The sequence below is a fragment of the Allobosea sp. P4_C6 genome (assembly GCF_056402015.1).
In genome coordinates this window covers 77,209-102,702 of record NZ_JBFUIF010000004.1, presented here as the reverse complement: position 1 = coordinate 102,702, position 25,494 = coordinate 77,209, and the positions used below count along the sequence as shown (strand labels likewise).

Below are 25,494 nucleotides of genomic sequence, written 5' to 3'. Positions count from 1 at the left end.
GCGAAGGCGCATGACTATCTAACGTATTGAATAAGGGAGAGTTTCCAATCCGGACGGCTAAGAAGGAGGAATCTGGCGCGATTGTGGCCGCCTGTCGAGAAGACATGCGCATTTCGCAGTGGCAGCGGTTGTCGACCGGCGCCGGGGGGCTTAACTATCGCATGGAATGGCAGGGCTTCCCTGCCCCCGTCCAGTGATGGCAAGCCATTCTCATTCAAGCGATTTTCATAGCCCGAGGAGAGACCTCATGACTTTTACTCTTCCTGATCTTCCCTACGCCCATGATGCTCTCCAGCCCTTCATGTCGAAGGAGACGCTCGAGTACCACCACGACAAGCACCACCTCGCTTACGTCAACAACGGCAACAACGCGATCAAGGGCACGGAATTCGAAGGCAAGTCGCTGGAGGAGATCGTCAAGGGCTCCTACGGCAAGAACGCCCCCGTCTTCAACAATGYCGGCCAGCACTACAACCACCTCCATTTCTGGAAGTGGATGAAGCCGAATGGCGGCGGCAAGATCCCGGGCGCGCTCGAGAAGGCGATCGTCGATGCCTTCGGCTCGGTCGAGAAATTCAAGGAAGACTTCGCCGCGGCCGGCGTCGGCCAGTTCGGCTCCGGCTGGGCCTGGCTCGAGGTCAAGGGCGGCAAGCTCGCCGTCAGCAAGACCCCGAACGGCGAGAATCCCCTCGTCCATGGCGGCACGCCGATCCTCGGCGTCGACGTCTGGGAGCACTCCTACTACATCGACTACCGCAACCGTCGTCCCGACTATCTCAAGGCCTTCCTGGAGAGCCTGGTGAACTGGGACTATGTCGCGGAGCTCTACGACGCCGCCAAGGCCTGAGCCTTACCGCAGGCTGGAAATACAGACGGGGCCTTGCGGCCCCGTTTTTCGTTGCGGTGCTGCGACTTCGCTCAGGCGGCGACGTTGCGCAGGAACTGGTCGACCGTCGAATCGAGACGCTGCGCCTGGGTGGCGACCTCGCTGGCGGCGCCTCGCACCTGCTCGGCCGAGCGGCCGGTCTCCTCGACGCTGTCGGCGAGCACGCTGAGATCGCTCGACACCGAGAGCGAGGAGGAACTCGCCATCGCCACGCCGCTGGCGATCTCGCCGGTAGCGATCGCCTGCTGCTCGATCGAGGTCGCGACCGAGTTGGCGAACTTCTCGATGGCATTCATGCGCTCGGCGATGTTCTGGATCGCGCCGACGACCTGTCCGGTGGCGCCCTGGATCGCGGCGACCTGAGCGACGATACGGTCTGTCGCGTCCGCGGTCTGCGCCGCCAGCGACTTCACCTCGGAGGCGACGACGGCGAAACCACGCCCCGCCTCGCCCGCCCTCGCGGCCTCGATCGTGGCATTGAGCGCCAGCAGGTTGGTCTGCGCGGCGATGTCGCGGATCAGGTTGACCACCTCGCCGATGGCGCGCGCCGTCTCGTCGAGTTCGCGCACGGAGCCGGCCGTGTCGCGCGAGGCGGAAGCCGCCTCGACGATCTCGGTGCGGACGCGCCGCACCTGGAACTCGACCTCCCGAATGGCCGCGCCCATCTCCTCGGCCGCCTGCGCGGCATTCTCGACGTTGCCGGAGGCGCCATGGGCGTTGTCGGCGGCGCGAGCGGCGCGCTGGGACGATTCGGCGGCGACGCGCGCGAGCCCGTCCGAGGCTTCGCGCATCCGCTCGGCATTGTTCTTGAACGCTTCCAGCGCGAGCCCGACCTCGCTACGAAACGACGTGATCGCCATGTCGACGCCCTGCTGGCGGTCGCGCTGCTCGGCCTCCGACACGCTTTGCCTTTGCTGAAGCGTCGCACGCTCCGCCAACCGAACCTTGAGCACGCCGAGCGCTCGCGCAATCGCGCCGATCTCGTCGCGCCGCTCCAGCGCATCGATGGGCGTGTCCAGCTTGCCGTCGGAAATGCTGACGATCGATTTCGTCATGCTGCGCAGCGGCCGCATCGTCCGTGACAGCGAGAACCACAGCAGCGGCCCGAGCACGACCAGGATGAGGAGGCCAAGCCCGATGGTGACGAGTTGCTCCCAGGCCGCGCGAGCCACAAGCCGGGTCTTGTCGAAACGCAGCGCGACGTAGCCGATCAGCTTCTGCTGATTGCCGACACGCACCGCATGAATCTTTGAGACGAAGACATCATCCTCGATCGTGATCTCTTCACGACCATGCAGGACCTTCCACGGCTCCTCGCCGATGAGCTTGGCCAGCCATCGAGGCGTCAAAGAGAGACGGGCGTCCTCATTGCGTCCGGCCGAAGCCAGAGCGGAGAGATCATCGCCGACCAGGCCCGCATCGAAATCGGGATCGCGCCGAAGCGACGTCAGGATGTAGCCGAGCGTGTTGGTGTCGCGCGAGAGGATCAGGGACGGCGCCGCATTGACCACCATCAAGGTGAGCGCCGTGATCTTCTGATCCAGATCGGCGCGCGTGCGGGCATCGTTGTAGCGAGCGACCGCCATGACGACGAGGACGACCGCCACGGCCACGATCGCCACGGCGGCGGCAGCGATCTGCCGGCTGAGCGAGCCCAGGCCTCGCCCGACCGGCTGCGCCAACTCGCCCGCAGCGGAGGCGCGTCTGAACCACGTCATCGAGCCTGATATCCCCGAAATCCGGCGCAACAGCTGCAAAGCAGAGTGCCCAACTACCCTGGGCCAACATTCGCCGATCCCGGTAAACAAATCGCTTGCGCGCCAGTGGCGACGCAGATCAGCCCGCCAGCTCTGCAAAGCGGCGCAACGGCATGCCCGGAGGCGGTTGGAAAGCGGCGAGCGCGGCATGCTCGACGGGTCGCGTCGCAGTGACGGGATCGAGCCGTGCCAATTCGTCGTCGATGAAGCCGGGATGGCACATGACGAGATGGGCCGGGCCGGGATCGATCAGGAAGCGGGTGAGATCAGCGCCGAAATCGCGCTGAGGGTCGAAAGGCGCCACGCCGGAGAAGCCTCGATTGACGCGAAGCTGCCGCCGCAGCGCCGCGCTGCGGAAGCCAGTTGCGAGGCCCGCGATCACAAGCGACTTGCCGACCGCGACGCCGCGGGTCCGGATCGCCATCACACGGTCGGCCGGATCGCGCACATAGAGCGAGCCGGCCGGATAGCGCCGCGCCAGCAGGTCGAGCAGCGCCCGCCGGACACCCGGCAGGACATGGACATGCTGGTGGCCGTCGACGAAGTCGGGCGGACGCCCCAGCGCATCCTCGAAGGCGTCGAGCTGGCGCGCGATCTCGGCCGCGATCTCGGCCCGCACTGTCCCGGAGGAAGCAGCGGCGCGGGCGACATCCTTCAGGCCGGGCAGAGTGCCGCCCGGCGCGAGGCTGGGCATCTTCGTGATCGGCGCCGCGCAGGTGAGGTTGAGGTGGAGGCCGAGATCGGCCTTGCCGGCAAACGCCGCCAGCTCCGGCGCGAGCCGGCGCCAATGCGGACGGTTGGTCATCGCGCCGGTCGCCGTGAGCTTGCCGCGCCCGAGCAGGTCGAGGATGGCGCGGCTGACGCCATCGGTCAGGGCAAAATCATCGGCGCAGAGGATGAAGCCTTTCGCCATGCCGTTCGCTATTCCTCGTTCAGCTGCATCGCGCTATAGCGCGGCAGGCTTGTCGGCCGGCAAGCTTTAAGGTTCTGTGCCACGCGCGTCATCCGGCGATGACGCTGGAGCATTTCCGCGTTTCCCTGAATCGCGAAATGCTCGAGCCGTTTGTTTTATCGCATTTTCTTTACGCGAACCGGTATCCACTTCGCTTGAAAATGCTCTAGCGCTGAAAGGGCGTCCGTGTCGGACATCGCGTCCAGCCCCGCTCCTGCCGCTACCGTTACCGGCACAGGCCGGCCGGAGCTCTCCGTCGTCGTGCCCGTGCACAACGAGGCGGAGAACCTGCCCTTGCTGGTGGAACGGCTGCGGACGGTCCTCGACGAGGCGGTCTCATCCTGGCAGCTCGTCTTCGTCGACGATGGCAGCCGTGATGAGACGCTGGCCGTCATCCGCGGCCTGAATGCCGCCGATCCGCGGATCAGCGCGGTCTCCTTCAGCCGGAACTTCGGCAAGGAGATCGCCATCGCCGCAGGGCTCGACCACGCCCTGGGCGATGCCGCGATCATCATGGATGCCGACCTCCAGCATCCGCCAGAGACCATCCCGGCCTTCCTGGCGAAATGGCGCGAGGGCTATCTCAACGTCTACGGCCAGCGCACTGACCGCGAGGACGAGACGCGGCTGAAGCGCAACTTTGCCAAGATGTTCTACCGCATCTTCGGCTATTTCGGCGAAACCCCGCTGCCGGAAGGCGCCGGCGATTTCCGCCTGCTCGACCGCAAGGCCGTCGATGCGCTGCGGGCTCTGCCGGAGCGGGCGCGTTTCTCGAAAGGGCTCTATGCCTGGGTCGGCTTTCGATCCGTGGGCGTGCCCTTCCATGTCGCCGAGCGCGAGCACGGGCAGTCGAAATTCAAATACCGCAAGCTGTTCTCCTTCGCCTTCGACGGGCTTTCCTCCTTCTCCACAGTGCCGCTCAAGGTGGCGACGTGGTCGGGGGCGGTCATCGCGGTGATCGCGGCGTTGACGGCAGCCTACTTCCTGCTGCGCACGCTGCTTGTCGGCACCGACCTGCCGGGCTTCCCGTCGCTGATCGTCTCGATCATGTTCTTCTCCGGCATCCAGCTGCTTTCGCTCGGGATGATCGGGGAATATGTCGGGCGCATCTTCGCCGAGGTCAAACGCCGGCCGCTCTACCTGATCGGGGAACGAGTCGGCTTCGACGGCCGCACGGTCGACCATCCGCGCGGCGACGCGCTGCCGCCGCTGATCCGCTAGGCCTTCATGCTGAGAAACATCCTGTCGGTCGGCGGCTATACGCTGATCTCGCGTCTCACCGGCTTCGCGCGCGACATCATGCTGGCGGCCGTGCTGGGCGCCGGCGCGACGATGGACGCCTTCTCTGTCGCGCTGCGCCTGCCCAATCACTTCCGTGCCATCTTCGGCGAAGGAGCCTTCAACCAGGCCTATGTGCCGACCTATGCCCATGTCTTGGAACGGCAGGGCCAGGAGGCCGCCAGTCTCTTCGCCGACCGCCTCTTCACCGTTCTCCTTCTCGTACAGATCGTGCTGCTGGCGCTGATACTGCCTCTCATGCCCTGGCTGGTGACGCTTCTGGCGCCCGGCTTCACTCGCGACCCCGCCGTCTTCGAGCTTGCGGTCGCGCTGACGCGGATCACCTTCCCCTATCTGCTGTTCGTGACCATGGTCACGTTCCTCGGCGCAACGCTGAACGCCGTCGAGCGCTACGCCGCATTCGCCGCCGCGCCGATCCTGTTCAACGTCATCATCATGGCGGCGCTGGCCGTGCCGTTCCTGTTCCCGAGCGCGGCCCATGCCGCGGCCTGGGGCGTCGCGATCTCGGGCGTGGCGCAGTGGATCCTGCTCTACGTCGCGGCGAAGCGGGCCGGCGTCTCCAGCACGGTGGTCAAGCCGCATATGGATGCCGGCGTCCGGCGCTTTCTGAAGGCGTTCGGCCCGGCCGTTATCGGCTCGGCCGGGGTGCAGATCGCAATCTTCGCCGATACGATCATCGCCTCGCTGCTGCCGCGCGGCGGCTATGCGGCGCTCTACTACGCCGAACGGCTCTACCAGCTCCCGCTAGGGCTGATCGCCATCGCGGTCGGCACCGTCGCGCTGACATCGATGAGCCGCGCTGTCGCGCGCGGCGACGAGGCTGCCGCCAATCGCGCGCAGAACCGTGCCATCGCGATCTCCCTCATCGCCAGCGCGCCCTTCGTCGCGGCCTTCGTAGCCGTGCCCGAGCTGATGGTGGCCGGACTGTTCCAGCGCGGCGCCTTCGACGCGCAGGCGAGCGCCGCGGCCGGAGCCGTGCTCTTTGCCTACGCGCTCGGCTTGCCGGCGATCGTGATGATTCGGACGCAGGTTTCGGCTTTCCAGTCACGCGGCGACACCAAGACGCCGATGCTGATCGCGCTCGCCGCCATCGCCTGCAATCTCGCGCTGAAGCTCCTGCTCTGGCGCGACTGGGGCGCGCCCGGCCTCGCGCTTGCGACCGCAGCCGGAGCCTGGGTCAACCTGCTGACGCTGTTCGTGCTGGCGCGGCGGCGCGGCTGGACACAGGTTGACCGGCGCTTGCCGGGCTTCGCGGCGATCGTTTGTATTGCAGCTGTCATCGCAGGGGCGCTGGCCTGGTGGGCTGCGCCGCTGGCGTTGCGGCTAACCGCCGCCCTGCCCTTCGAGCCGCTGCTGATGGCCGTCATGCTTCTGTCGGGGGCAGCGACCGTGGTTTACGCAGCACTCGCAGGCGGCGCGCTGAAGGCGACAGGGCTGCTCAGGCTGCTGCGCTGAAGCTCAGGCGAGGAAGCGATCGGCGCGACCGAGCAGCGCCGCAGCCTGTGCCACCATGCGCTCGACGATCTCGCTGGCGGTGGGGATATCGGAGATCAGCCCCGCCGACTCGCCGAAGATGACGGCCGCCTTCTCGGGATCGCCAGCCATGAAGGCCTCGCGATAGGCCGGAGCTTCCGTCTCGATGGCGGCTTTCAGTTCGGCATCGCGGCCAGCCCATTTCGCGATGAAGGCGTTGTCGCTGATGCGGATGTCGAAAGGCTTCGGCCAGTCGAGCTGACGGGCGATATCGGGCAATGCGGAACGTATGGTCTCGTCGCCGCTTGCGGCTACGGCCACCGCATGATGGCGCTCATGCACCAGCGCCTCGCGGCTTGCCCAGAAGCGCGTGCCGACGAGCACGCCATCGGCGCCGAGCATCAGCGCTGCAGCGAGTCCGCGCCCGTCGGCGATGCCACCGGCTGCGAGCAGCAGCGTGTCGGGGCTTTCGCGAGCGATAAGGTCGGCCGCCTCCGGCACGAAGGGCAGCGTCGCACGGCGATGGCCATGGCCGCCGGCCTCGGCACCCTGTGCGACGATGATCGCGGCACCGGCATCAAGCGCCTGCCGGACATGTGCGATCGACTGGCACTGGCAGATCAGCGGCACGCCGGCGGCCGCGATCTCGGCGGCGAAGGGGCTGGGATCGCCGAAGGAAAGCATCAGCGCGGCCGGTTTGTGGGCCAGCGCCTGCGTCAGAAGTTCGGGCTTCCCTGCCATCGACCAGGTGATGAAGCCGCAGCCGACCTGAGTGTTGCCGGCAGCGGTGAATTGCTGCTCGATCCAGGCGCCGTCGCCATAGCCCCCGCCGATGAGGCCGAGGCCGCCCGCCCGGGTGACGGCGGCGGCGAGCGCCCCGCCGCCTGCCAGCGCCATCGGCGCCGACAGGATCGGGTGGGCGATGCCAAGCCGCTCGGTCAGCCGCGTGGCGAGACGCGCCATGTCAGGAGGCCGGGCTCAGGCAGCCTTGGCCTTGCTGTGGGCGAAGTCCATGTAGAGTTCGCGGGCGCGGCGGAAGAGCGGGCCGGGCTGGAGCGTGCGGTTGTCGATGCGCGTCACCGGCATGCACTTCGAGTAGTTGCCGGACATGAAGATCTCGTCGGCCTGCTCGAAATCCTCGTAGCGCAGGCTGCATTCCTCGACCACCACGCCGCTCTCGCGCATCAGCCTGATGACGCGCTGGCGGGTGATGCCGTTCAGGAAGGTGCCGTTCGGGACCGGAGTCTTCACCACGCCGTCCTTGGCGAGGAAGATGTTCGAGGTCGCGGTCTCCGCGACATGGCCGAGCATGTCGAGCACCAGCGCGTTGTCGAAGCCGGCGGCCTTCGCCGCCTTCAGCACGCGGGCATTGTTCGGGTAGAGGCAGCCCGCCTTGGAATCGGTCGGGGCGGTCTCGTAGCTCGGGCGGCGATAGATGCCCTTGGTCACAGAGAAGCCGGCGGTCGGGGCTGGCATCGCCGCCTCGAACAGGCAGAGCGCGAACTGGGTCGAGCCGGGATCGGGCATGATGGTCGACGGGCCGTCGGCCTCGGCCCAGTACATCGGCTTGACGTAAAGCGCCGTGCCGGGCGCGAATTTCTTGGCGCCCTCATACATCTTCTCGACGATGAACTCCGGGGTGACGGTGGGCTCGAGGCCGAGCGCCAGCGCCGAACGGTTCACGCGGGCAGCGTGCAGATCGATGTCAGGGGCCACGCCATCGAAATAGCGGCCGCCGTCGAAGACCGAGGAGCTCTGCCACAGCACATGGCTGCGCGGACCGACGATGCCAGGGTTGCCCTCGTGCCAGGCGCCATCGAACCACGTCCACGTCTGAGAATACCATGCCATGACGGCGCTCCATTTTAGTCAGTTTTACCGTGCCGCACCGTCCTCCCCCCACCGTCCGCCGTCAACACATGCCAACGCATATCGCAATGACGGGATGTGATGGAAGCAATCGGAACAGGTGATGGGTCAGAAGCCGAGCGCGCGCAGGGCGGAGATCGCGGCCATGCCGGTCAGCAGCGCCAGCAGCTCGCTGCGCCGCAGGATCATGGTGCCGATGGCGACCAGCAGGGCCAGCGCCGCAGTCCAGCCCAATCGCTCGATCAGCGGCAGGACGGTCGCGACGACGATCGAGCCCGGCAGCGCGGCAAGCCCGCGCCGGACATGCGGCGTCAGCGGGATGACGCTCATCAGCGCCACGCCGGCGACGCGGCAGAGATAGGTCGCCAGCGTCATCGCGCCGATGGCGAGGATCGCGCCCCAAGTGCCGAGATCAGGCAGCGTCATCGCGGAACGCTCCCGTCACGGCGCCGGCGAGCGAGCCGACGATGATGAAGGCATAGCCATCGACGAGCTTGGCCGTCACCAGCGCGACGAGCCCGGCGACAACCCAGGGCACCGCGCCGCGCCGACCGCGCCAGAGCGGCACGATCATCGCGGCGAAGAAGATCGGCATCACGAGGTCGATGCCATAGCGGCGCGGATCCGACACCAGCGCGCCGAGCATGTAGCCGCCGCCCGTCGCGATGACCCAGACCGCCCAAAGCGCTATGCCCGCTCCGACAAGCACGCCGAGATCGCGTCCGCCTTCGGCCTGGTAGCGTGTGCCGATCAGCCAGTTGGCGTCGGTGAAGAAGAAGAGATGGAAGGCGTTGAGCGTCTTGGGATACTGCGCGAACCAGGGCTGGAGCGCGGCGCCCTGCAGGACCATGCGCGCATTGACCGTCGCCGTGACGACGGCGAGGCCAGCGATGGCGCCCCAGCTCCATTCAGGCCGCCAGATTTCCATCGCCACGAGTTGCGACACGCCGCCATAGACGAAGGCACTCATCAGCATGGTTTCGAGAAAGGACAGCCCTTTTGCCGAGGCCGCAGCGCCGAAGGCGACCGCGAAGACGATGACGCCCGGCATCAGCACAGAGACCTTGCGCACACCCAGCAGCATGCCGGCGCCCGTAACCGGCGCTCGCTTTTCGGTGGTCGGCAATGTGTTCGGATCGGGCGACATCGCGTTCCAGAAGCGGAAAGCCCGCGCGCGCGTCAACGCGCACCAAAGGCGCAGCTGCATGAATTGCGCGCAGAACGCGACAGTACGCGGCAGCATCTCTAGAGTCCGCGCCATGCTCTGGCTCGATTCCAGCGACAGCGTGGCCCCTGCCCTACCGGCCGTCTGGCTGATCCCGACCGGGACGAGCCCGCGCGATCTCGGCGAGCGCTCGGCGCTGAGGCGCGGCGTCGCGCGTTGCCTGCTCGCCCGCCAGCTTGGCTGCATGGATGAGCATGTCGTGATCGCGCACGATCCGGCGGGCCGGCCGCTGCTCGTCCAGCCCGGAGACAGGGGTTTGCAGCTTTCGCTCGCGACGCGGGCGGGCTTGGTCGGGGTGGCTCTGGCCTCGCAGCCGGTCGGCGTCGATGTCGAACGGGTCGAGACACAAGGTCTGCCGCCGCTCGATGTGCTGCATCCCGCCGAACGCGAAGCTCTGTTTGCGATCGCGCCTGATGCCCGCGCCCTCGCCTTCGCCCGCCTCTGGGCGGCGAAGGAGGCCTATGTGAAGGCGCTCGGCACCGGCTTCGGACGCTCTCCGGAGAGCTTTGCAGTCTCGCTGTTATCAGACACGCACTTTTGCGTGGCGGATCCGCTGCGCCCCACCGACTCGACAGGGCATCTCCGCACCATGAAAAACGGCGGCCAGGATATCCTGGCCGCCGCGGTGATCGTTCTCGATTGACGCCGGGGATCAGCCCGGCTGGTCGGCCGGCTTGCGCTTCAGCACATAGCCGAGGACGCAGACGAAGAGCGCGCCGATCACCGCCGCCGCATATTGCGGTATTTTCGCCGGGCCGATGCCGAGCGGATTGACCTCGACCGGGATCGTCATGACCCAGTCCGGCCAGTTCGCCTGCAGCCAGCGCAGCACCGCGATGTCGCCGAGGATCATCTCTGCCGCGATCCAGCCCAGCAGCGCGGCCCCGAGCCAGATCAGGATCGGGAAGCGCTCGATGATCGAGGTCAACAGCTGCGCGCCCATGATGATCAGCGGGATCGAGAGCAGCAGGCCGAAGATGAAGAGCTCGGGATGGCCGCGCGAGGCCGCCGCGATGGCGATGACGTTGTCGAGGCTCATCACGGCGTCAGCGATGGCGATGGTGCGCACCGCCTTCCAGAGGCTTTCGCTCGCCTCGATGTTGCCGTGCGACTCCTCCTCGCCCACCGCGAGCTTGATCGCGATCCAGAACAGCAGGACGCCACCGACCACCTTCAGATACGGCACCGCGAGCAGATAGGTGACGACCAGCGCGAAGATGATGCGCAGGCCGACGGCCGCGCCGGCACCGAGCCAGATGCCGATCTTCTTGCGGTTCTCCGGCAGCGAGCGGCAGGCGAGCGCGATGACGATCGCATTATCGCCGGAGAGCAGCAGATCGATCCAGATGATCTGCAGCAGCGATATCCAGAAGGTGGAGGACGAAAAATCCATCGAAGGTCTGCCCCTTTCTTGTCAGTGAGCCGGGTCGGGCCGGCGCGATTTGATGAGGTAGCCGAGACCGAGCACGAGCAGCGCGCCCAGGATCGCGGCCGGGTATTCCAGCTTGTGCAGCAGTTCCTCGCCGAAGCGGGCGATCAGCCAGGGATCGCTCTCGAACATCTCGCCGGCGACCCAGCCCAGCAGCGCCGCACCGGCCCAGACCAGGATCGGGAAGCGCGTCAGCAGATTGGTGATCAGCGAAGCGCCGAGCACGATCAGCGGGATCGAGATGATCAGGCCGGCGATGAGGAGCGGGATCGAGTCCTTCGCCACGGCGGCGATGGCCAGCACGTTGTCGAGGCTCATCACGATGTCGGCGATCGCGACGGTCTGCACCGCTTTCCAGAGCTTGCTGCTCGCGGTGATCGAATCCTCGTCCTGGCCCTCGTCCTCGACGATCAGCTTCACCGCGATCCAGATCAGCAGGACCGCGCCGATGATGCGCAGGAACGGCGTGTTGAGCAGCGAGGCTATCAGCACCGTGAAGACCACCCGCAGCACCACCGCGACGCCAGCACCGAGCGCGATGCCCTTGGTGCGCTGTGCAGGCGCCAGCGCGCGGCAGGCCAGCGCGATGACGACGGCGTTGTCGCCTGAGAGCACGATGTTGAGCAGGATGATCTCGGCCAGCTTGCCCCAGATCAGGGGATCGACAATGGAAACCGACGACAAATCCATGTCTTCAAATCCTTGCGTTCAAATTCTTTGCGACGACCCGGCGGCCGTCTTAAAGCGCCTGCTCAACGGCCTTGCCGGCCGCCTGCGTGCCGAGCGAGCCGCCGAGATCACGCGTGCGGGTGCCTGCGTCGCCCAGCGAACGCTCGATCGCAGCCTCGATGCCCTTGGCGGCCTCGTGCTCGCCGAGGTGATCGAGCATCATCGCGCCCGACCAGATCATGCCGACGGGATTGGCGATGCCCTGCCCGGCGATATCCGGCGCCGAACCGTGGACCGGCTCGAACAGCGAGGGATGATCGCCGGTCGGGTTGATGTTGCCGGAGGGAGCGATGCCTATCGTACCGGTGCAGGCCGGGCCGAGATCGGAGAGGATGTCGCCGAAGAGATTGGACGCGACGACAACGTCGAAGCGGTCCGGGTTCAGAACGAAATGCGCGGTCAGGATATCGATATGATACTGGTCGACGGCGACGTCGGGATAGTTCTTCGCCATCTCCTTCACCCGCTCGTCCCAGTAGGGCATCGTGATCGAGATGCCGTTGGACTTGGTGGCGGAAGTCAGCTTCTTGCGCGGGCGGCGCTGGGCGAGCTCGAAGGCGTATTTCAGCACGCGGTCGACGCCGACGCGGCTCATCACCGTCTCCTGGATGACGATCTCGCGCTCGGTGCCGGCATACATGCGCCCGCCGACCGAGGAGTACTCGCCCTCGGTGTTCTCGCGGACGACGAAGAAGTCGATGTCTCCCGGCTTGCGGCCCACGAGCGGGCCGGGCACGCCCGGCATCAGCCGCACGGGGCGCAGGTTGACATATTGGTCGAATTCGCGCCGGAACAGCAGCAGCGAGCCCCAGAGCGAGATGTGGTCCGGCACCTGCTGGGGCATGCCGACGGCGCCGAAATAGATCGCGTCGTGGCCGCCGATCTTTTCCTTCCAATCATCCGGCAGCATCTTGCCGTGCTTGGCGTAGTAGTCGCAGGAGGAGAAGTCGAACTCGTCCAGGCGAAGCTCGAAGCCGAACTTCTTCGACGCCGCCTCCAGCACGCGCAGGCCCTCGGGCATGACTTCCTTGCCGATGCCGTCACCGGGGATGACGGCGATACGGTAAACGCGATTGGTCCCGGTCATGCGGCTTCTCCGAAGAACGTCCTGAACTCCGCGGCGACGAGATCAGGGACCTCCTCCGCAAGATAATGCCCGCCCGGCAGGGCATGGCCGCGCACATCCTGCGCACGCTCACGCCACAAGGCCAGCGGGTCGAAACATCTTCCGATGATGCCGTTCGCGCCCCAAAGCGCAAGCAGCGGCTGGGTCAGCTTGCGCCCGCCATCCTCATCATCGTGACGAATGTCGATGGTCGCAGCGGCGCGATAGTCCTCGCAGCTGCCGTGGATCGCCGCKGGGTCGGCGAAACAGCGGAGGTAATGGGCGAGCGCCTCAGGTGCGAAAGGCGTCATCCCCGCCGAGCCGGACCCGCATTTCTTGCGCCAATAGGCCTCCGGATCGGCACCGATCATGCGCTCCGGAAAGGGCGCCGGCTGGATCAGGAAAAACCAGTGCCAATAGGCGCGGGCGAAGGCGTCGGTGGTGTTGGCGTACATCTCGCGCGTCGGCGCGATGTCGAGCGTGGCAAGGCGCATGACGCGGTCGGCATGGTCGAGCGCCAGGCGATGGGTGACGCGGGCGCCGCGATCATGCGCGCCGACGAAGAAGCGTTCGTGGCCGAGCGCGGTCATCACCTCGGCCATGTCCTGCGCCATGGCGCGCTTCGAATAGGGGGAATGCTCCGCGTCTGTCGCAAGCTTGTCGCTGTCGCCATAGCCGCGCAGATCGGCGCAGACGAGGGTGAAGCTGTCCTTCAGCCGCGAAGCGACCTTGTGCCAGAGCGCGTGCGTCTGCGGATAGCCGTGCAGCAGCAGGAGCGGCGGCCCCTCCCCGCCCGTACGCACGCGGATGCGCGCTCCCGACGTCTGAACGTCGAGCAGGCGAAAACCGGGGAAGAGATTATCCGTTACAGGACGTTCGGTGAGGCTCATCGGACCACGGCAATGCAAGAATACGCCAGCCGATACCCTGAAAGCTCAGGGATTTCGCGCACGGATTATTACACAATCCTGATCAATGGTGAGAGCTTGGCGGGCGCCCGGACGTCATTCTCGGGCGCCGCGGAGCGGTGACCCGAGAATCTCCTGCCGAAGAGGGCGAGAGAGCCTCGCCCTGCACGCGCTGCTCGGGTCGAGCCCGAGCATGACGCGCGTTGGATGGCGGCGTTACCCGCGCAGAGTCGCGCCGTAGCGCTTGCCCATCTCGGCGACGATCCTGGTGCCGACGGCCTCGATCTCGGCTTCGGTCAGCGTCTTCTCGGTCGGCTGCAGCGTCACGGCGAGCGCGACCGACTTCTTGCCGGCGTCGACGCCCGCGCCCTCATAGAGATCGAAGACGCCGACATTGGTGATCAGGGCACGGTCCGCGCCCTGGGCGGTCTTCGCCATATCTCCGGCCGCCACCGCCTTGTCGACGATGAAGGCGAAGTCGCGCGTCACCGGCTGGAAGTCGGAGAGGGCTAGCTTCGGCTTGACCTTGGTCGGCTTGGACTTCGGCAGCGGCAGCGCATCGAGATGGATCTCGAAGGCGACGAGCGGCCCCTTGACGTCGAGCGCCTTGAGGATGCGCGGGTGGATTTCGCCGAAGGCACCGACGATGCCTTTGGGGCCGAACTGCAGCGTGGCCGAGCGGCCGGGATGGGCCCAGACCGGGCCGCCCGCAACGATCTGCAGGCCACCGGTCGGCACGCCGAGCCCGGCCAGCAGGCCGAGCACATCGGCCTTGGCATCGAAGGCATCGACCGGCTTGGCGCCGCCATCCCAATGGCGACCGACGCCTTCGAGGCGGGCCGTACCGCGGCGCAGGCCCGTTGCGGCGATGAGCTGGCCTTCCGGCTCGTCGCTCTTGAAGATCTGGCCGACCTCGAACAGCGCGACATCGGGGAAGCCGCGATCGGCATTGGCCTGCGCAGCCCGGATCAGGCCCGGCAGCAACGAGGGGCGCATGTCGGAGAGATCGGCGGCGATCGGATTGGCGAGCGCGAGCTTGGGCGAGCCGCCGCCGAAGAGCCTGGCCTGATCCTGCGAGATGAAGGACCAGGTCACGGCCTCGACGAGGCCGCGCGCCGCGAGCGTGCGCTTGGCGATGCGCGTGCGCTTCTGCAGCACGGTCAGCACCGGCTTGACCACCTCGCCCTTGATGCGCGGCAGCGGCGTCGAGGCGACGCGATCCAGGCCGGCTATGCGGACGATCTCCTCGACCAGATCCGCCTTGCCGCCGACATCGGCGCGCCAGGACGGCGGCGCGACCTTGACCCGGTCCCCCGCGCCCGAGACGTGGAAGCCGAGCGAGGTCAGCGCGAGCTTCATCTCCGCCTGCGGCAGGTCGAGCCCGGTGAGGCGCTTGACCTCCGACCAGGGGAAGTCGATCGCGCCGGGGCTGTCAGGCAATTCGCCGGCGAACTCCATCTCGGAGGCCTCGCCGCCGCAGAGATCGATGACCATCGCCGTGGCGAGGTCGAGGCCGGGCCGGGCGAAATCGGGATCGACGCCGCGCTCGAAGCGATAGCGCGCATCCGAGTTGATGCCGAGTGCGCGGCCCGAGCGGGCGACATTGAGCGGATCCCAGAGCGCGCTCTCGATCAGCACGTCGGTGGTCGTTTCGCTGCTGCCGGAGGCTTCGCCGCCCATGATGCCCGCGAGCGACTCTACGCCGTGCTCATCGGCGATCACGACCTGCTCGTCGGTGAGTGTATAGGTCTTGCCGTCGAGGGCGAGGATGGTCTCGCCTGCCTTCGCGCGGCGCACGGTGAGGTTGCCCTGCACCTTGGCGGCGTCGAAGACGTGCAGCGGGCGGTTGCTGTCGAGCGTCATGAAGTTGGTGATGTCGACCAGCGCGTTGATCGGGCGCAGGCCTACGGCGCGCAGCCGCGCCTGCAGCCAGTCCGGCGACGGACCGTTCTTCACGCCACGCACGAGACGCAGCGCGAAAGCCGGGCAAAGCTTGCGGTCCTCGTCGGCGAAGTCGAGCGTAACCTTGACCGGGCATGGGAAGCTGCCGCGTACCGGCGGTACCGACGGCGTCTTGAGCTTGCCGAGGCCGGCAGCGGCGAGGTCGCGCGCGATGCCGGCGACGCCGAGCGCATCGGCCCGGTTCGGGGTCACCGCGATCTCGATCACGGCATCGTCGAGCCCGGCATAAGTCGCGTAGGGCTGGCCGACCGGCGCATCATCAGGCAGATCGATGATGCCGTCATGGTCGTCGGAGAGTTCGAGCTCGGCCTCGGAGACCAGCATGCCGTTCGATTCGACGCCGCGGATCACGCCCCTGCCGAGGGTGATCTTCTTGCCGGGGATGTAGCTGCCCGGCGGCGAGAACACGCCCTTCATCCCGGTGCGGGCATTGGGCGCGCCGCAGACCACCTGCACGGGCTCGCCCGCGCCGGTATCGACCAGGCAGACGCGCAGCCGGTCGGCGTTGGGATGCTGCTTCGCCTCGATGACATAGGCGATGGTGAAGGCGGAGAACGCGGCGGCGCGATCCTCGATCGCCTCGACCTCGAGGCCGATGCGGGTCAAGGTTTCGGCGATCTCGGCGACGGAGGCGTCGGTGTCGAGGTGCTCTTTGAGCCAGGAAATCGTGAATTTCATCGCGTTGTCAGATCAATAGCTTGCCAGATCAGTCGGAAATCTTCGAGTTCGCCGTCGAAAGCGTCGGCGTCGTGTCGTTCAGCTCGTTGGCGCCGTCAGTGCGGATCTTCATGGCGTTGCCACGCCAACTCACTTCCCCGCCGACGAAGGCATAGGCCCAGACACCGGGGAAGGCGATGTCTCGCACCAGCATCGCGAGCGGCGTACGCCAGTTCAGAAACCAGCCGACGCTGGCGGACAGCACGATGTCGCCGACATACCAGAGCAGCAGCACCAGAAGCGGCCCCAGCCAGAACGGCAAGCCCAGCGCCGGGGCGCCGAAGGCCGCCAGCACGGCCGGCAGGAGCGGCGCGGAGATGAGCTCCAGCATGAAGAACGGCAGGAAGGTCACGCGCCGCAGCCGCGCCCAGCGGAACTGGCGCTGCACCGCATCCGCCAGGCGGCGCGGGCCGAGCGGCTGCTCGAAGGGCTGGCCGACGAGATGGACATGCTTGCCGGCGCCGCGCACGAGCTTGGTCGCGGCGGCATCCTCGGCGATCTCGGCGCCGAGCGCGGCGATACCGCCCAGCGCGTCGAGGAAGGGCTTGTTCCAGAGCATCGACTTGCCTTGCGCGAAGCCCAGCCCCAAGGCTTCGCCGACATATTGCCAGCGTGCCTGGAAGGCGTTGAGGAAGGCGCATTCGACCTCGGCGCCGAAGCTCTGCGGCCGGGAGCCGGCCGGCGTCGAGCAGACGAGCCCGGTGGCAGGCTGCCAGGCGGCGAGCATGCGCTGGATATAATCCTTCGGCATCAGCACGTTGGAATCGGCGAGGATGACCCAGTCGGTCGTCGCCTCCTCCCAGCCGCGCACGCAATTGTTCAGCTTTGGATTGGCGCTGACCGCGACGTCGCCGATGATCAGCCTGACCTTGTCGGCGCCGTAGATGCCGATCAATTCCTCGACCAGCGGAACGATCGGGTCCTGCGCATCGGCGACGCAGAAGATCGTGCTGTAGCTGGGATAGTCGAGCTCAAGCCCGGAGATCGCCGTCTCGCGGCTGAAGGCCTCGATGCCGCGCACAGGCCTGACGATGGTGACCGGCGGCAAGGTGTCGAGCAGGACCGAGCGCTGCAAAGGCCGGCGCAGCCGCCGGAGCGCGATGGCCTGGCTCGCCAGGTTCGTCGCGCTCAGCAGCCCGGCAAACAGCGCCGCCCAGCCCGCAGGCGTCATCGCGCCCTCCCCTGGCCGGTCCACTGCATCATGAAGAAAGGCCGCCCGTCAGCGTCGGCAGGTCGAGCGGGCGGAAGCCGTAATGGGCGAGCCAGCGCACGTCAGCCTCGAAGAAGGGGCGCAGGTCCGGCATGCCGTATTTCAGCATGGCGATGCGGTCGATGCCCATGCCCCAGGCGAAGCCCTGATAGACTTCCGGGTCGAGCCCGCAATTGCGCAGCACGTTCGGATGGACCATGCCGCAGCCGAGAATCTCCAGCCAGTCCTCGCCCTCGCCGAAGCGGATCTCGCCGCCCTTGCGCGAGCACTGGATGTCGACCTCCATCGAAGGCTCCGTGAAGGGGAAGAAGGACGGGCGGAAGCGCATCTTCACGTCGTCGATCTCGAAGAAGGACTTGCAGAACTCCTCCAGGATCCACTTCAGATGGCCGAGATGGGCCGTCTTGTCGATGACGAGGCCCTCGACCTGATGGAACATCGGGGTGTGGGTCTGGTCGGAATCGTTGCGGTAGGTCCGGCCCGGGCAGATCACGCGGATCGGCGGCTCCTGCACCAGCATGGTGCGCACCTGCACCGGCGAGGTGTGTGTCCTCAGCAGCTTGCGCTCGCCATTGGCATCCGGCGCGAAGAAGAAGGTGTCGTGCATCTCGCGGGCGGGATGGCCGACCGGGAAGTTCAGCTTGGTGAAGTTGAGGTCGTCGGTCTCGACATCCGGCCCCTCGGCGATGGCGAAGCCCATATCGCCGAAGATCGCGGTGATCTCGTCGATGACCTGGCTGATCGGGTGGATGCGGCCCCGCGCCTCCGGGCCATCCTGAACCGGCAGCGACACGTCGACGCGCTCGGAGGCGAGCCTCGTCTCCAGCGCCGCCTCGCCGAGCGCTTCCTTGCGGGCCGCGATCGCGCCCTGCACGCGGTCGCGCAGGCCGTTGATCAGCGGGCCCTTCTCCTTGCGCTCGTCGGGCGTCATCGCGCCCAGCGTCTTCAGCAGCGCCGAGATCGAGCCGGACTTGCCGAGCGCGGCGATGCGCACATCCTCGACGGCAGTTTCGTCGGAGGCGGTGTCGATCGCGGCGAGGACGTCGCGTTCCAGGGTGGCGATATCGGTCATTGAATGGGTCGCAAGCGTTGAAGGCGTGGGAACGGGCGCGTTCTAGCGGGAACAGCCGGCTTATGCCAGAGCGAAGCGACGCTTTGCCGAACCGGTTCAGCTTCGTCGATGCCGATGCAGGAGGATGCCTTGCCCGACAACACCGCCCAGAAGGAATCGCCCTCCTATCGGCTCGCCGCCCGCGACCCCGATTTCATCCTCGGCGATTCGACCCGCGGCGTGCGCTTCATGCTGGAATATCAGAAGGCGGAGAACCATCTGCGGGCGCGCGGCGTCGTCTCGACGATCGTGGTCTTCGGCTCGGCGCGGGTGCGCGAGGGCAACCCCTGGTACGAAGCCGCCCGGCAGTTCGGCCGCATCGCCTCCGAACGTGGCGGCGCGCTGCGCGACGGCGAGGCCGGGCGCCACCACGTCATCGCCACCGGCGGCGGGCCGGGCATCATGGAAGCGGCCAATCGCGGCGCGACCGAGGCCGGCGCGATCTCGATCGGCTTCAACATCACCCTGCCGCACGAGCAGGAGCCGAACGCCTGGTCGACGCCCGACCTGACCTTCCGCTTCCACTATTTCGCAATGCGCAAGATGCATCTCGCCATGCGCGCTGCGGCGCTCGTGGTCTTCCCCGGCGGCTTCGGCACGCTCGACGAGCTGTTCGAGATCATCACGCTGGTGCAGACGGGAAAGATGGGGCCGGTGCCGATCGTGCTCTACGATTCCGGCTACTGGCAGGGCCTGCTCAACCTCGGTCGGATGGAAGCGGCCGGTTTCATCCGCCGTGAGGACCTGAAGCTCTTCAGCTATGTCGACACGCCCGAGCAAGCCTATGACCGGATCGTCGAAGGCGCCGGCGATGGCTGGAACCCGCCGACGAACGGCAGCGTGCAGAGCTGACCCTTCCGCTCTCCCCGGAAAGGCCCTTGTGACGCGGCGCCTCCCCCGGCCAAAGATTCTCGGATCTCCCTTCGGTCGCCCGAGAATGACGTGCCCTTGCCACATCGCCAAAGAAAAAGGCCGGCGTCACCGCCGGCCTTTTCCAATTCAGCGATACCAGTCCGCTCAGGCGGCCTTGGCTTCGGTGCCGAGCGCGCCCTTGACGGTCTCGACCACGGCCGTGAACGATGCCACGTCGTCGATCGCCATGGCCGACAGGGTCTTGCGGTCGAGCTCGATGCCGGCCTTGATCAGGCCGCCAATGAAGACCGAATAGGTCAGGCCGTGCTCGCGCACCGCAGCGTTGAGGCGCTGGATCCAGAGCGCGCGGAACGAGCGCTTCTTGTTCTTGCGGTCGCGATAGGCGTACTGCATCGAGCGATCGACGGCCGCCTTGGCGGCGCGGATCGTATTCTTGCGGCGGCCATAGAAGCCCTTGGCGGCCTTGAGTGTCTTCTTGTGCTTGGCGTGGGCAGTCACGCCCCGTTTCACGCGAGCCATGTCATGATCTCCGGTGTGTCAGGTGGCGTCAGCCGTTGGGGAGGAAGTACTTCTTCACGTTGGCCGCATCGCCCTCGAAGAGGGTCGTCGTGCCGCGGTGGTTGCGGATCTGCTTGTTGGTCCGCTTGATCATCCCGTGACGCTTGCCGGCCTGGGCGTAGAGCACCTTGCCGGTACCGGTGATCTTGAAGCGCTTTTTAGCGCTCGACTTCGTCTTGATCTTGGGCATTTCAGCTCCTCAATGGTCGTGGCCGCGCGTTTTTTGAACGCGTTGCCAATGTCTTGCTTTCAGGAAGCAAAGCACGACCGCCACGGCAGCCCTTATCAGCCGGGCGATCGAAGGCCGGCCCTATCGCAGAAAAGCGCCGCTCTGGCAAGTGCGAAGCCGGCAACGCGGCGAGAGGCCGCCGAGAAAAACGCCCGGTATCTGCGCTCTTCCTTCAAACGGTTGTCACGACGTAAGGTCATCCGTCACGTTCCGCATCTGGAGAATCCCTCTGTGAAGAAGTTTCTGCTTAGCCTCGCCGCCGGCCTGGCCTTGACGGCTGCCGCCTCGGCCCCTGCGCTTGCCCAATCCACGCTCGACAAGATCAAGGCCCGCGGCAACATCATCTGCGGCACCAGCGAAGGCGTGCCCGGCTTCTCGCTGCAGGATGGCAACGGCATCTGGCAGGGCTTCGACACCGACGTCTGCCGCGCCCTGGCGGCGGCGATCTTCAACGACCCGAAAAAGGCGAGCTATCTGTCGCTGTCGAGCAAGAACCGGCTCGTCGCGCTCCAGAGCGGCGAGATCGACGTGCTCGCCCGCACCACGACTTGGACGCTCGGCCGCGACATCGGCCAGGGCCTGACGTTCACGGCGGTCAACTATTACGATGGCCAGGGCTTCATCGTCCGCAAGAAGGTCAATGTGAAAGACGTCAAGGACCTGAACGGCGCCTCGGTCTGCGTGGCGCAGGGCACGACGACCGAGCTCAACCTCGCCGACTATGGCCGCACCAACGGCATCAAGTTCGAGACCGTCGCCTTCGCCACCCTGGACGACACCGTGCAGGCCTATGAGGCGGGCCGCTGCGATGCCTACACCACCGACCTCTCGTCGCTTGCCGGCACGCGCGGCAGGCTGAAGGACCCGGAAGAGCATGTGCTGCTGCAGCAGGTCATCTCCAAGGAGCCGCTCGGCCCCTGGGTTCGCAAGAACGATCCAGCCTGGTTCGACATCGTGCGCTGGACGGCCTTCGCGCTGATCAATGCCGAGGAGTTCGGCGTGACGCAGGCCAATGTCGAGGAGATGGCGAAGACTTCGCAGAATCCCGAAATCCGCCGCATGCTCGGCAGCGAAGGCAAATTCGGCGAGGCGCTCGGCCTTAGCAACGACTGGGTCGTGCGGGTCGTCAAAGCTGTCGGCAACTACGGCGAGAGCTTCGATCGGCATTTCGGGCCGAACACGCGCAACCCGCTGCCGCGCGGCGCCAACAAGCTCTGGACCCAGGGCGGGCTGCAGTACGCCCCGCCAATTCGCTGAGGCTAACGGCTTCGCCGAGGTAGCGATGAGAAGAACGGGCCGCCCCTTCCGAAGGGGCGGCCCTTTTGGTTCGAAGCGGCTCAGGCTGCTTTGCAGAGCACGGTCTGCTTGCGTTCCCCGAGCAGCCGGCTGTAGCCGATGAGCGTGACGAGCAGCGCCGCGACACCGGCGGCGACCGAGATCCAGAAGCCGCTGCGGGCGCCGAAGGCATCGATCAGCGCGCCGGCCGCCGAGGCGCCGAAGGCCATGCCGATGCCGATGCCGGTGATGCCCCATGTCATGCCCTCGGTGAGCTGGCGCGGCGAGACCAGGCGCTCGATCAGCCCCATGGCGATGATGATCGTCGGCGAAACCGCCGCCCCGGCCAGGAAGAAGACCAGCGCCAGCGACACCAGTCCCTCGACTGCCAGCAAGGGCAGCGTCGTCAGGGCCGCGAGCGTGATCGCGGCGAGGAACTGCGTGGCGAGCGTGGCCTTGAGCTTGAGCGTACCGAAGACGAGGCCGACGATCAGCGAGCCCGCCGCATAGATGGCAAGCACGACGCTCGCCATCGCCTTCTGGCCCTGCGCTTCGGCGAAGGCGACGGCGGTGATCTCGGCAGTGCCGAAGATGGCGCCGACCGCGATCATGGCGAGCACGACGACCTGCACGCCGCCAAGCCGGATGACCGAGACATCGGCGTCCGCGGCATGGGCGCGGACCGGCGGCTCGGTGCGCCGCTGGACACAGAGCAGCGGCACGCCGACGACCAAAAACAGCAGCGCGGCCAGCGGCCCGACTTCGGGAAACAGGCTGACGCTCAGCCCGATCGCGACGATCGGCCCGACCATGAAGATGATCTCGTCGACCACCGATTCGAAGGCGAAGGCCGTGCGCAATTGCGGCGTATCGCGATAGAATTCGGTCCAGCGTGCCCTCACCATCGCGCCGATGCTCGGCATCAGGCCAGAGAGCAGCGCGAAGACGAAGAGCAGCCAGCTGGGGGCCCCCGCCCATGTCGACAGCATCAACGCGCTCAGCGCCAAGGCTGCCGCCACTGTGGCCGGCATCAGCACGCGGCGCTGGCCGTAGCGATCGACGAGGCGCGAGATCTGCGGCGTGATCAGCGCGCTGGCGAGCGCGAAGGTCGCGGCGACCGCACCGGCGATGGCGTATTCCCCGCGCCGTTCCGACAGCATGGTGACGATGCCGAGCCCGACCATCGAGGCAGGCAGGCGCGCGACGAAGCCGGCGGACGAAAAGGCGAGCGCGCCTGGCGCGCGGAAAATCTCGCGATAGGGATTAGGCATGACAGGCTTGTCCCGAAGGAAGAGCGGACATACGCCGCGTATGCGAATGGGTAATTGCATACGTTGCGTATGTCAATTAACATACGAACCGTATGTGAAAGGGTTATGATGGCTCGCAGGCTTCGCGCCGACATGATCGCGGAAACCCGCGCCAGCCTGATTTCGGCGGCGCGCGAGGCGTTCGGCACGGTCGGCTATGCGGCAGCATCGATGGACGACCTGACCGCTTCGGCCGGGCTGACCCGCGGCGCGCTCTATCACCATTTCGGCGACAAGAAGGGACTTTTTGCGGCGGTTCTGGACCAGATCGACGCGGAAATGACTGTGCGGCTGCGCGCCGTCGCGGCCAAGGCGGAGGATCGCTGGACCGGGTTCCGCGACGAATGCGCCGCCTATCTCGCGATGGCGCTGGAGCCAGAGATCCAGCGCATCGTCCTGCGCGACGGGCCTGCCGTGCTCGGCGACCCCTGGAACTGGCCGATCCAGAACGACTGTATCCGCATGATGACCCGGGGCCTCGGCGAACTCGTCGCGGACGGCGCGCTGGCGCCGCTCGACCCGGAAGCCGTGGCGCGGCTGATCGTCGGCGCCACCCAGCATGCGGCCCAATGGATCGCGCATGCCCCGCAACCGGAAGCCGCCCTACAGGCGGCGACCGACGCCTTCAACGCGATGCTCGACGGCTTGTTGCACCGGCCGAAATGAGAAAGGGCGCCCGGAGGCGCCCCTTCTCGATCTGCCTTGAACGAGATCGCTGGACAGACGGGCGCCTCAGCGCGGCGCCAGGACCATCACCATCTGGCGGCCTTCCAGCTGCCAGTCGCTTTCGACCTTGGCGAACTCGGCCGTATCGACCTTGACGCGCTCCAGCACCTTCACGCCGAGATCCTGGTGAGCCATCTCGCGGCCGCGGAAGCGCAGGGTGACCTTCACCTTGTCGCCCTCCTCGAAGAAGCCGTGCATCGCCTTCATCTTCACGTCGTAATCGTGCTTGTCGATGCCGGGACGCAGCTTGATCTCCTTGATCTCGATGGTGCGCTGCTTCTTGCGCGCCTCTGCCGCCTTCTTCTGCTCCAGGAAGCGGAAACGGCCGTAATCGAGAATCTTGCAGACGGGCGGTACGGAGTTCGGGGCGATCTCGACGAGGTCGAGACCGGCATCCTCGGCGATCTTCAGCGCCTCGAAGAACGACACCACGCCACGGTTGGCGCCTGTGTCGTCGATGAGCTGAACCTCGCGAACTCCGCGAATATCACGGTTCGAACGGGGACCTTCCTTGGTCGGGGTCGGGGCAGCACGGTAAGGGCGACGAATGGGGTATTCTCCTGCATTTGGCGCGTATCGCGCCGTTGATTGAGACACATTGCACAAAGATGCGCGTTGTCAATGCATGACGCCGCTGCGGCAGCCATTCACCTGGGCCGTAGCGCCTCAGCGTTCCAGCAACGCGCAGTAGACATCGAGGGTTTCCGTCACCATCGACTCGAGCGAAAAATGCTTCTCTACATGTTCGCGCGCCCGCCTCGCCAGGGCATCGCGAGCGGACGGACGCAGCGCCAACGCCTCGCTCAACCCAGCCGCCAGAGCGGCCGGATCGCCCGGCGGGATATGCCAGCCGGTGCGCTCCCCCGGCGCGACCTGCGGCGGGGCCAGCACCGTTTCCGGCACGGCGCCGAGATCGGAGACCACGACGGGCGTACCCATCGCCTGCGCCTCGACAGCGACGCGTCCGAAAGCTTCGGGCTCCGTCGACGGCACGGCGACGACCGCTGCCGACAGCATCGCGGCGGGCATGTCCGTGCAATGGCCGACGCGCCGGACACGGCCCTCCAGCCCCGCCTTGGCGATGAGCCCGTCGAGCTCCTTGACGTAGCCGTCCCGCCCCTGCGCGTCGCCGGCGAGGATGAAGGCGGTCTCGCTGTCGCCGCCATCGCGCATCAGCCGCGCGGCCTCGATCAGCACACGCTGGCCTTTCCAGCCGGTCAGCCGGCCGGGCAGCAGGACGATGCGCTGATGCGGCTCGACGCCCCAGGCCTTGCGCAGCGCCTGGACCCGCTCGGCGCCGACGGCAGCCGGCGCGAAGGCCGAGAAATTGGTGCCACGGTTGACGACCCTGATCCGCTCGCGCGCCATCGGGTGCTTCGACAGGATCAGCTCGGCCGTATAGCCGGAGTTGGCGATGACGACGTCGCCGCGCGTCATCACCGAATTATAGAGCGTCTTCACCGCCGAACGGCTGTTGTAGGAGCCGTGATAGGTGGTGACGAAGGGCAGCTTCAGCAGCTTCGCCGCGCCGAGCGCGACCCAGGCCGGCGCGCGCGAGCGGGCATGGATCAGTTCCACGCCCTCCTGCCGGCAGAGCAGCACGAGCTTGCGGATGTTGAGCGCCATCGCGACCGGATTCTTCGAGGCCGCCGGGAAGGGCAGCCAGACACCCCCCTTGGCCTGAAGCTCAGCGACGAGGCGCCCGCCCTCGGTCGCGACCAGAGCGCGGGCGCCGGCATCCGTCAGCCCCTTGGCGATGTCGACCGCCGTGCGCTCGGCTCCGCCTGCCTCCAGCTCGGGGATGATCTGCAGGATCGTCCGCCCCGCCAGCGGATGCGTTTCGGTCGACGGCAGCGAAAGATGGGCACCCGGCTTGAAGGACATGCGCTCT

At 66.8% G+C, this 25,494-nt stretch carries 25 protein-coding genes; 7 read left to right on the top strand and 18 right to left on the bottom strand.

Features of this window, described 5'->3' with window-relative positions; all coding sequences use genetic code 11:
- Positions 1-247: 247 nt before the first annotated feature.
- A complete protein-coding gene (locus tag AC1DVA_RS04345) occupies positions 248-847 on the top strand; it encodes a superoxide dismutase (protein ID WP_476805084.1) in 600 nt (199 codons plus the stop codon).
- Between the two features lie 71 nt (positions 848-918).
- Here the strand turns inward: AC1DVA_RS04345 and AC1DVA_RS04340 are convergent, their stop codons facing one another.
- Positions 919-2,604 carry a methyl-accepting chemotaxis protein gene (locus tag AC1DVA_RS04340; RefSeq protein ID WP_476805083.1) on the bottom strand — a complete coding sequence of 562 codons (1,686 nt, stop codon included), beginning with the start codon at positions 2,602-2,604 and terminating at the stop codon, positions 919-921.
- A 118-nt stretch (positions 2,605-2,722) separates the two neighbouring features.
- The gene (locus tag AC1DVA_RS04335; RefSeq protein ID WP_265052295.1) at positions 2,723-3,556 is read right to left on the bottom strand and encodes a ChbG/HpnK family deacetylase; all 834 of its coding nucleotides are present in this window, start codon (positions 3,554-3,556) and stop codon (positions 2,723-2,725) included.
- 234 nt (positions 3,557-3,790) lie between these two features.
- Between AC1DVA_RS04335 and AC1DVA_RS04330 the strand changes: the two genes are divergently transcribed.
- Together AC1DVA_RS04330 and murJ are read left to right on the top strand one after the other, a co-directional pair.
- Positions 3,791-4,816: a glycosyltransferase family 2 protein gene (locus AC1DVA_RS04330; protein ID WP_476805160.1), complete on the top strand. Its 1,026-nt coding sequence runs from the start codon at positions 3,791-3,793 to the stop codon at positions 4,814-4,816.
- A gap of 6 nt (positions 4,817-4,822) precedes the next feature.
- The gene (gene murJ, locus AC1DVA_RS04325) at positions 4,823-6,349 is read left to right on the top strand and encodes a murein biosynthesis integral membrane protein MurJ (RefSeq protein WP_476805082.1); all 1,527 of its coding nucleotides are present in this window, start codon (positions 4,823-4,825) and stop codon (positions 6,347-6,349) included.
- A gap of 3 nt (positions 6,350-6,352) precedes the next feature.
- Here the strand turns inward: murJ and AC1DVA_RS04320 are convergent, their stop codons facing one another.
- From AC1DVA_RS04320 to AC1DVA_RS04305, 4 genes are all read right to left on the bottom strand, one after another.
- Positions 6,353-7,330 (bottom strand): NAD(P)H-dependent flavin oxidoreductase, encoded by a 978-nt coding sequence (locus tag AC1DVA_RS04320; protein ID WP_476805081.1) that lies wholly within the window; start codon positions 7,328-7,330, stop codon positions 6,353-6,355.
- Positions 7,331-7,345: 15 nt separating this feature from the next.
- Positions 7,346-8,218, bottom strand: coding sequence for a branched-chain amino acid aminotransferase (locus AC1DVA_RS04315; RefSeq protein WP_476805080.1), 873 nt, complete (start codon positions 8,216-8,218; stop codon positions 7,346-7,348).
- Positions 8,219-8,344: 126 nt separating this feature from the next.
- Complete coding sequence (locus AC1DVA_RS04310; protein WP_476805079.1) at positions 8,345-8,662, bottom strand: AzlD family protein; 318 nt, start codon at positions 8,660-8,662, stop codon at positions 8,345-8,347.
- A complete protein-coding gene (locus tag AC1DVA_RS04305) occupies positions 8,649-9,479 on the bottom strand; it encodes an AzlC family ABC transporter permease (protein ID WP_476805078.1) in 831 nt (276 codons plus the stop codon). The genes AC1DVA_RS04310 and AC1DVA_RS04305 overlap by 14 nt, the downstream gene beginning before the upstream one ends.
- Positions 9,480-9,495: 16 nt before the next feature.
- On the opposite strand from AC1DVA_RS04305, the gene AC1DVA_RS04300 reads away from it, so the two are divergent.
- Positions 9,496-10,104 carry a 4'-phosphopantetheinyl transferase family protein gene (locus AC1DVA_RS04300; protein WP_476805077.1) on the top strand — a complete coding sequence of 203 codons (609 nt, stop codon included), beginning with the start codon at positions 9,496-9,498 and terminating at the stop codon, positions 10,102-10,104.
- A gap of 9 nt (positions 10,105-10,113) precedes the next feature.
- Here AC1DVA_RS04300 and AC1DVA_RS04295 read toward each other — a convergent pair whose 3' ends face one another.
- From AC1DVA_RS04295 to pheS, 7 genes are all read right to left on the bottom strand, one after another.
- Positions 10,114-10,854: a TerC family protein gene (locus AC1DVA_RS04295; protein ID WP_476805076.1), complete on the bottom strand. Its 741-nt coding sequence runs from the start codon at positions 10,852-10,854 to the stop codon at positions 10,114-10,116.
- A 21-nt stretch (positions 10,855-10,875) separates the two neighbouring features.
- A complete protein-coding gene (locus AC1DVA_RS04290; RefSeq protein WP_476805075.1) occupies positions 10,876-11,580 on the bottom strand; it encodes a TerC family protein in 705 nt (234 codons plus the stop codon).
- A gap of 49 nt (positions 11,581-11,629) precedes the next feature.
- Positions 11,630-12,706: a tartrate dehydrogenase gene (locus AC1DVA_RS04285; protein WP_476805074.1), complete on the bottom strand. Its 1,077-nt coding sequence runs from the start codon at positions 12,704-12,706 to the stop codon at positions 11,630-11,632.
- Positions 12,703-13,614 (bottom strand): alpha/beta fold hydrolase, encoded by a 912-nt coding sequence (locus tag AC1DVA_RS04280; RefSeq protein ID WP_265052285.1) that lies wholly within the window; start codon positions 13,612-13,614, stop codon positions 12,703-12,705. The genes AC1DVA_RS04285 and AC1DVA_RS04280 overlap by 4 nt, the downstream gene beginning before the upstream one ends.
- A gap of 234 nt (positions 13,615-13,848) precedes the next feature.
- Positions 13,849-16,272 carry a phenylalanine--tRNA ligase subunit beta gene (gene pheT / locus AC1DVA_RS04275; RefSeq protein WP_476805073.1) on the bottom strand — a complete coding sequence of 808 codons (2,424 nt, stop codon included), beginning with the start codon at positions 16,270-16,272 and terminating at the stop codon, positions 13,849-13,851.
- A 28-nt stretch (positions 16,273-16,300) separates the two neighbouring features.
- On the bottom strand, positions 16,301-17,482 hold the full coding sequence (locus tag AC1DVA_RS04270) for a ceramide glucosyltransferase (protein ID WP_476805072.1): 1,182 nt from the start codon (positions 17,480-17,482) through the stop codon (positions 16,301-16,303).
- Between the two features lie 28 nt (positions 17,483-17,510).
- Positions 17,511-18,593, bottom strand: a complete 1,083-nt coding sequence (gene pheS, locus AC1DVA_RS04265) for a phenylalanine--tRNA ligase subunit alpha (RefSeq protein WP_476805071.1) — start codon at positions 18,591-18,593, stop codon at positions 17,511-17,513.
- A gap of 114 nt (positions 18,594-18,707) precedes the next feature.
- Between pheS and AC1DVA_RS04260 the strand changes: the two genes are divergently transcribed.
- Entirely contained in the window at positions 18,708-19,484 is a 777-nt protein-coding gene (locus tag AC1DVA_RS04260) for an LOG family protein (protein ID WP_476805159.1), read from the top strand.
- A 165-nt stretch (positions 19,485-19,649) separates the two neighbouring features.
- Here the strand turns inward: AC1DVA_RS04260 and rplT are convergent, their stop codons facing one another.
- Positions 19,650-20,024, bottom strand: coding sequence for a 50S ribosomal protein L20 (rplT, locus tag AC1DVA_RS04255; RefSeq protein ID WP_476805070.1), 375 nt, complete (start codon positions 20,022-20,024; stop codon positions 19,650-19,652).
- Between the two features lie 28 nt (positions 20,025-20,052).
- Positions 20,053-20,253 carry a 50S ribosomal protein L35 gene (gene rpmI, locus AC1DVA_RS04250; protein WP_131860007.1) on the bottom strand — a complete coding sequence of 67 codons (201 nt, stop codon included), beginning with the start codon at positions 20,251-20,253 and terminating at the stop codon, positions 20,053-20,055.
- Positions 20,254-20,523: 270 nt separating this feature from the next.
- On the opposite strand from rpmI, the gene AC1DVA_RS04245 reads away from it, so the two are divergent.
- On the top strand, positions 20,524-21,549 hold the full coding sequence (locus AC1DVA_RS04245) for an amino acid ABC transporter substrate-binding protein (RefSeq protein WP_476805069.1): 1,026 nt from the start codon (positions 20,524-20,526) through the stop codon (positions 21,547-21,549).
- Between the two features lie 80 nt (positions 21,550-21,629).
- On the opposite strand, the gene AC1DVA_RS04240 is transcribed toward AC1DVA_RS04245, so the two are convergent.
- The gene (locus AC1DVA_RS04240) at positions 21,630-22,838 is read right to left on the bottom strand and encodes an MFS transporter (RefSeq protein ID WP_476805068.1); all 1,209 of its coding nucleotides are present in this window, start codon (positions 22,836-22,838) and stop codon (positions 21,630-21,632) included.
- Between the two features lie 108 nt (positions 22,839-22,946).
- Between AC1DVA_RS04240 and AC1DVA_RS04235 the strand changes: the two genes are divergently transcribed.
- The gene (locus AC1DVA_RS04235) at positions 22,947-23,543 is read left to right on the top strand and encodes a TetR/AcrR family transcriptional regulator (protein ID WP_265052278.1); all 597 of its coding nucleotides are present in this window, start codon (positions 22,947-22,949) and stop codon (positions 23,541-23,543) included.
- 66 nt (positions 23,544-23,609) lie between these two features.
- Here AC1DVA_RS04235 and infC read toward each other — a convergent pair whose 3' ends face one another.
- Both infC and AC1DVA_RS04225 read right to left on the bottom strand, forming a co-directional pair.
- Positions 23,610-24,152 carry a translation initiation factor IF-3 gene (infC, locus tag AC1DVA_RS04230; RefSeq protein ID WP_265055037.1) on the bottom strand — a complete coding sequence of 181 codons (543 nt, stop codon included), beginning with the start codon at positions 24,150-24,152 and terminating at the stop codon, positions 23,610-23,612.
- A gap of 117 nt (positions 24,153-24,269) precedes the next feature.
- On the bottom strand, positions 24,270-25,487 hold the full coding sequence (locus tag AC1DVA_RS04225) for a glycosyltransferase family 4 protein (protein WP_476805067.1): 1,218 nt from the start codon (positions 25,485-25,487) through the stop codon (positions 24,270-24,272).
- Positions 25,488-25,494: the final 7 nt, after the last annotated feature.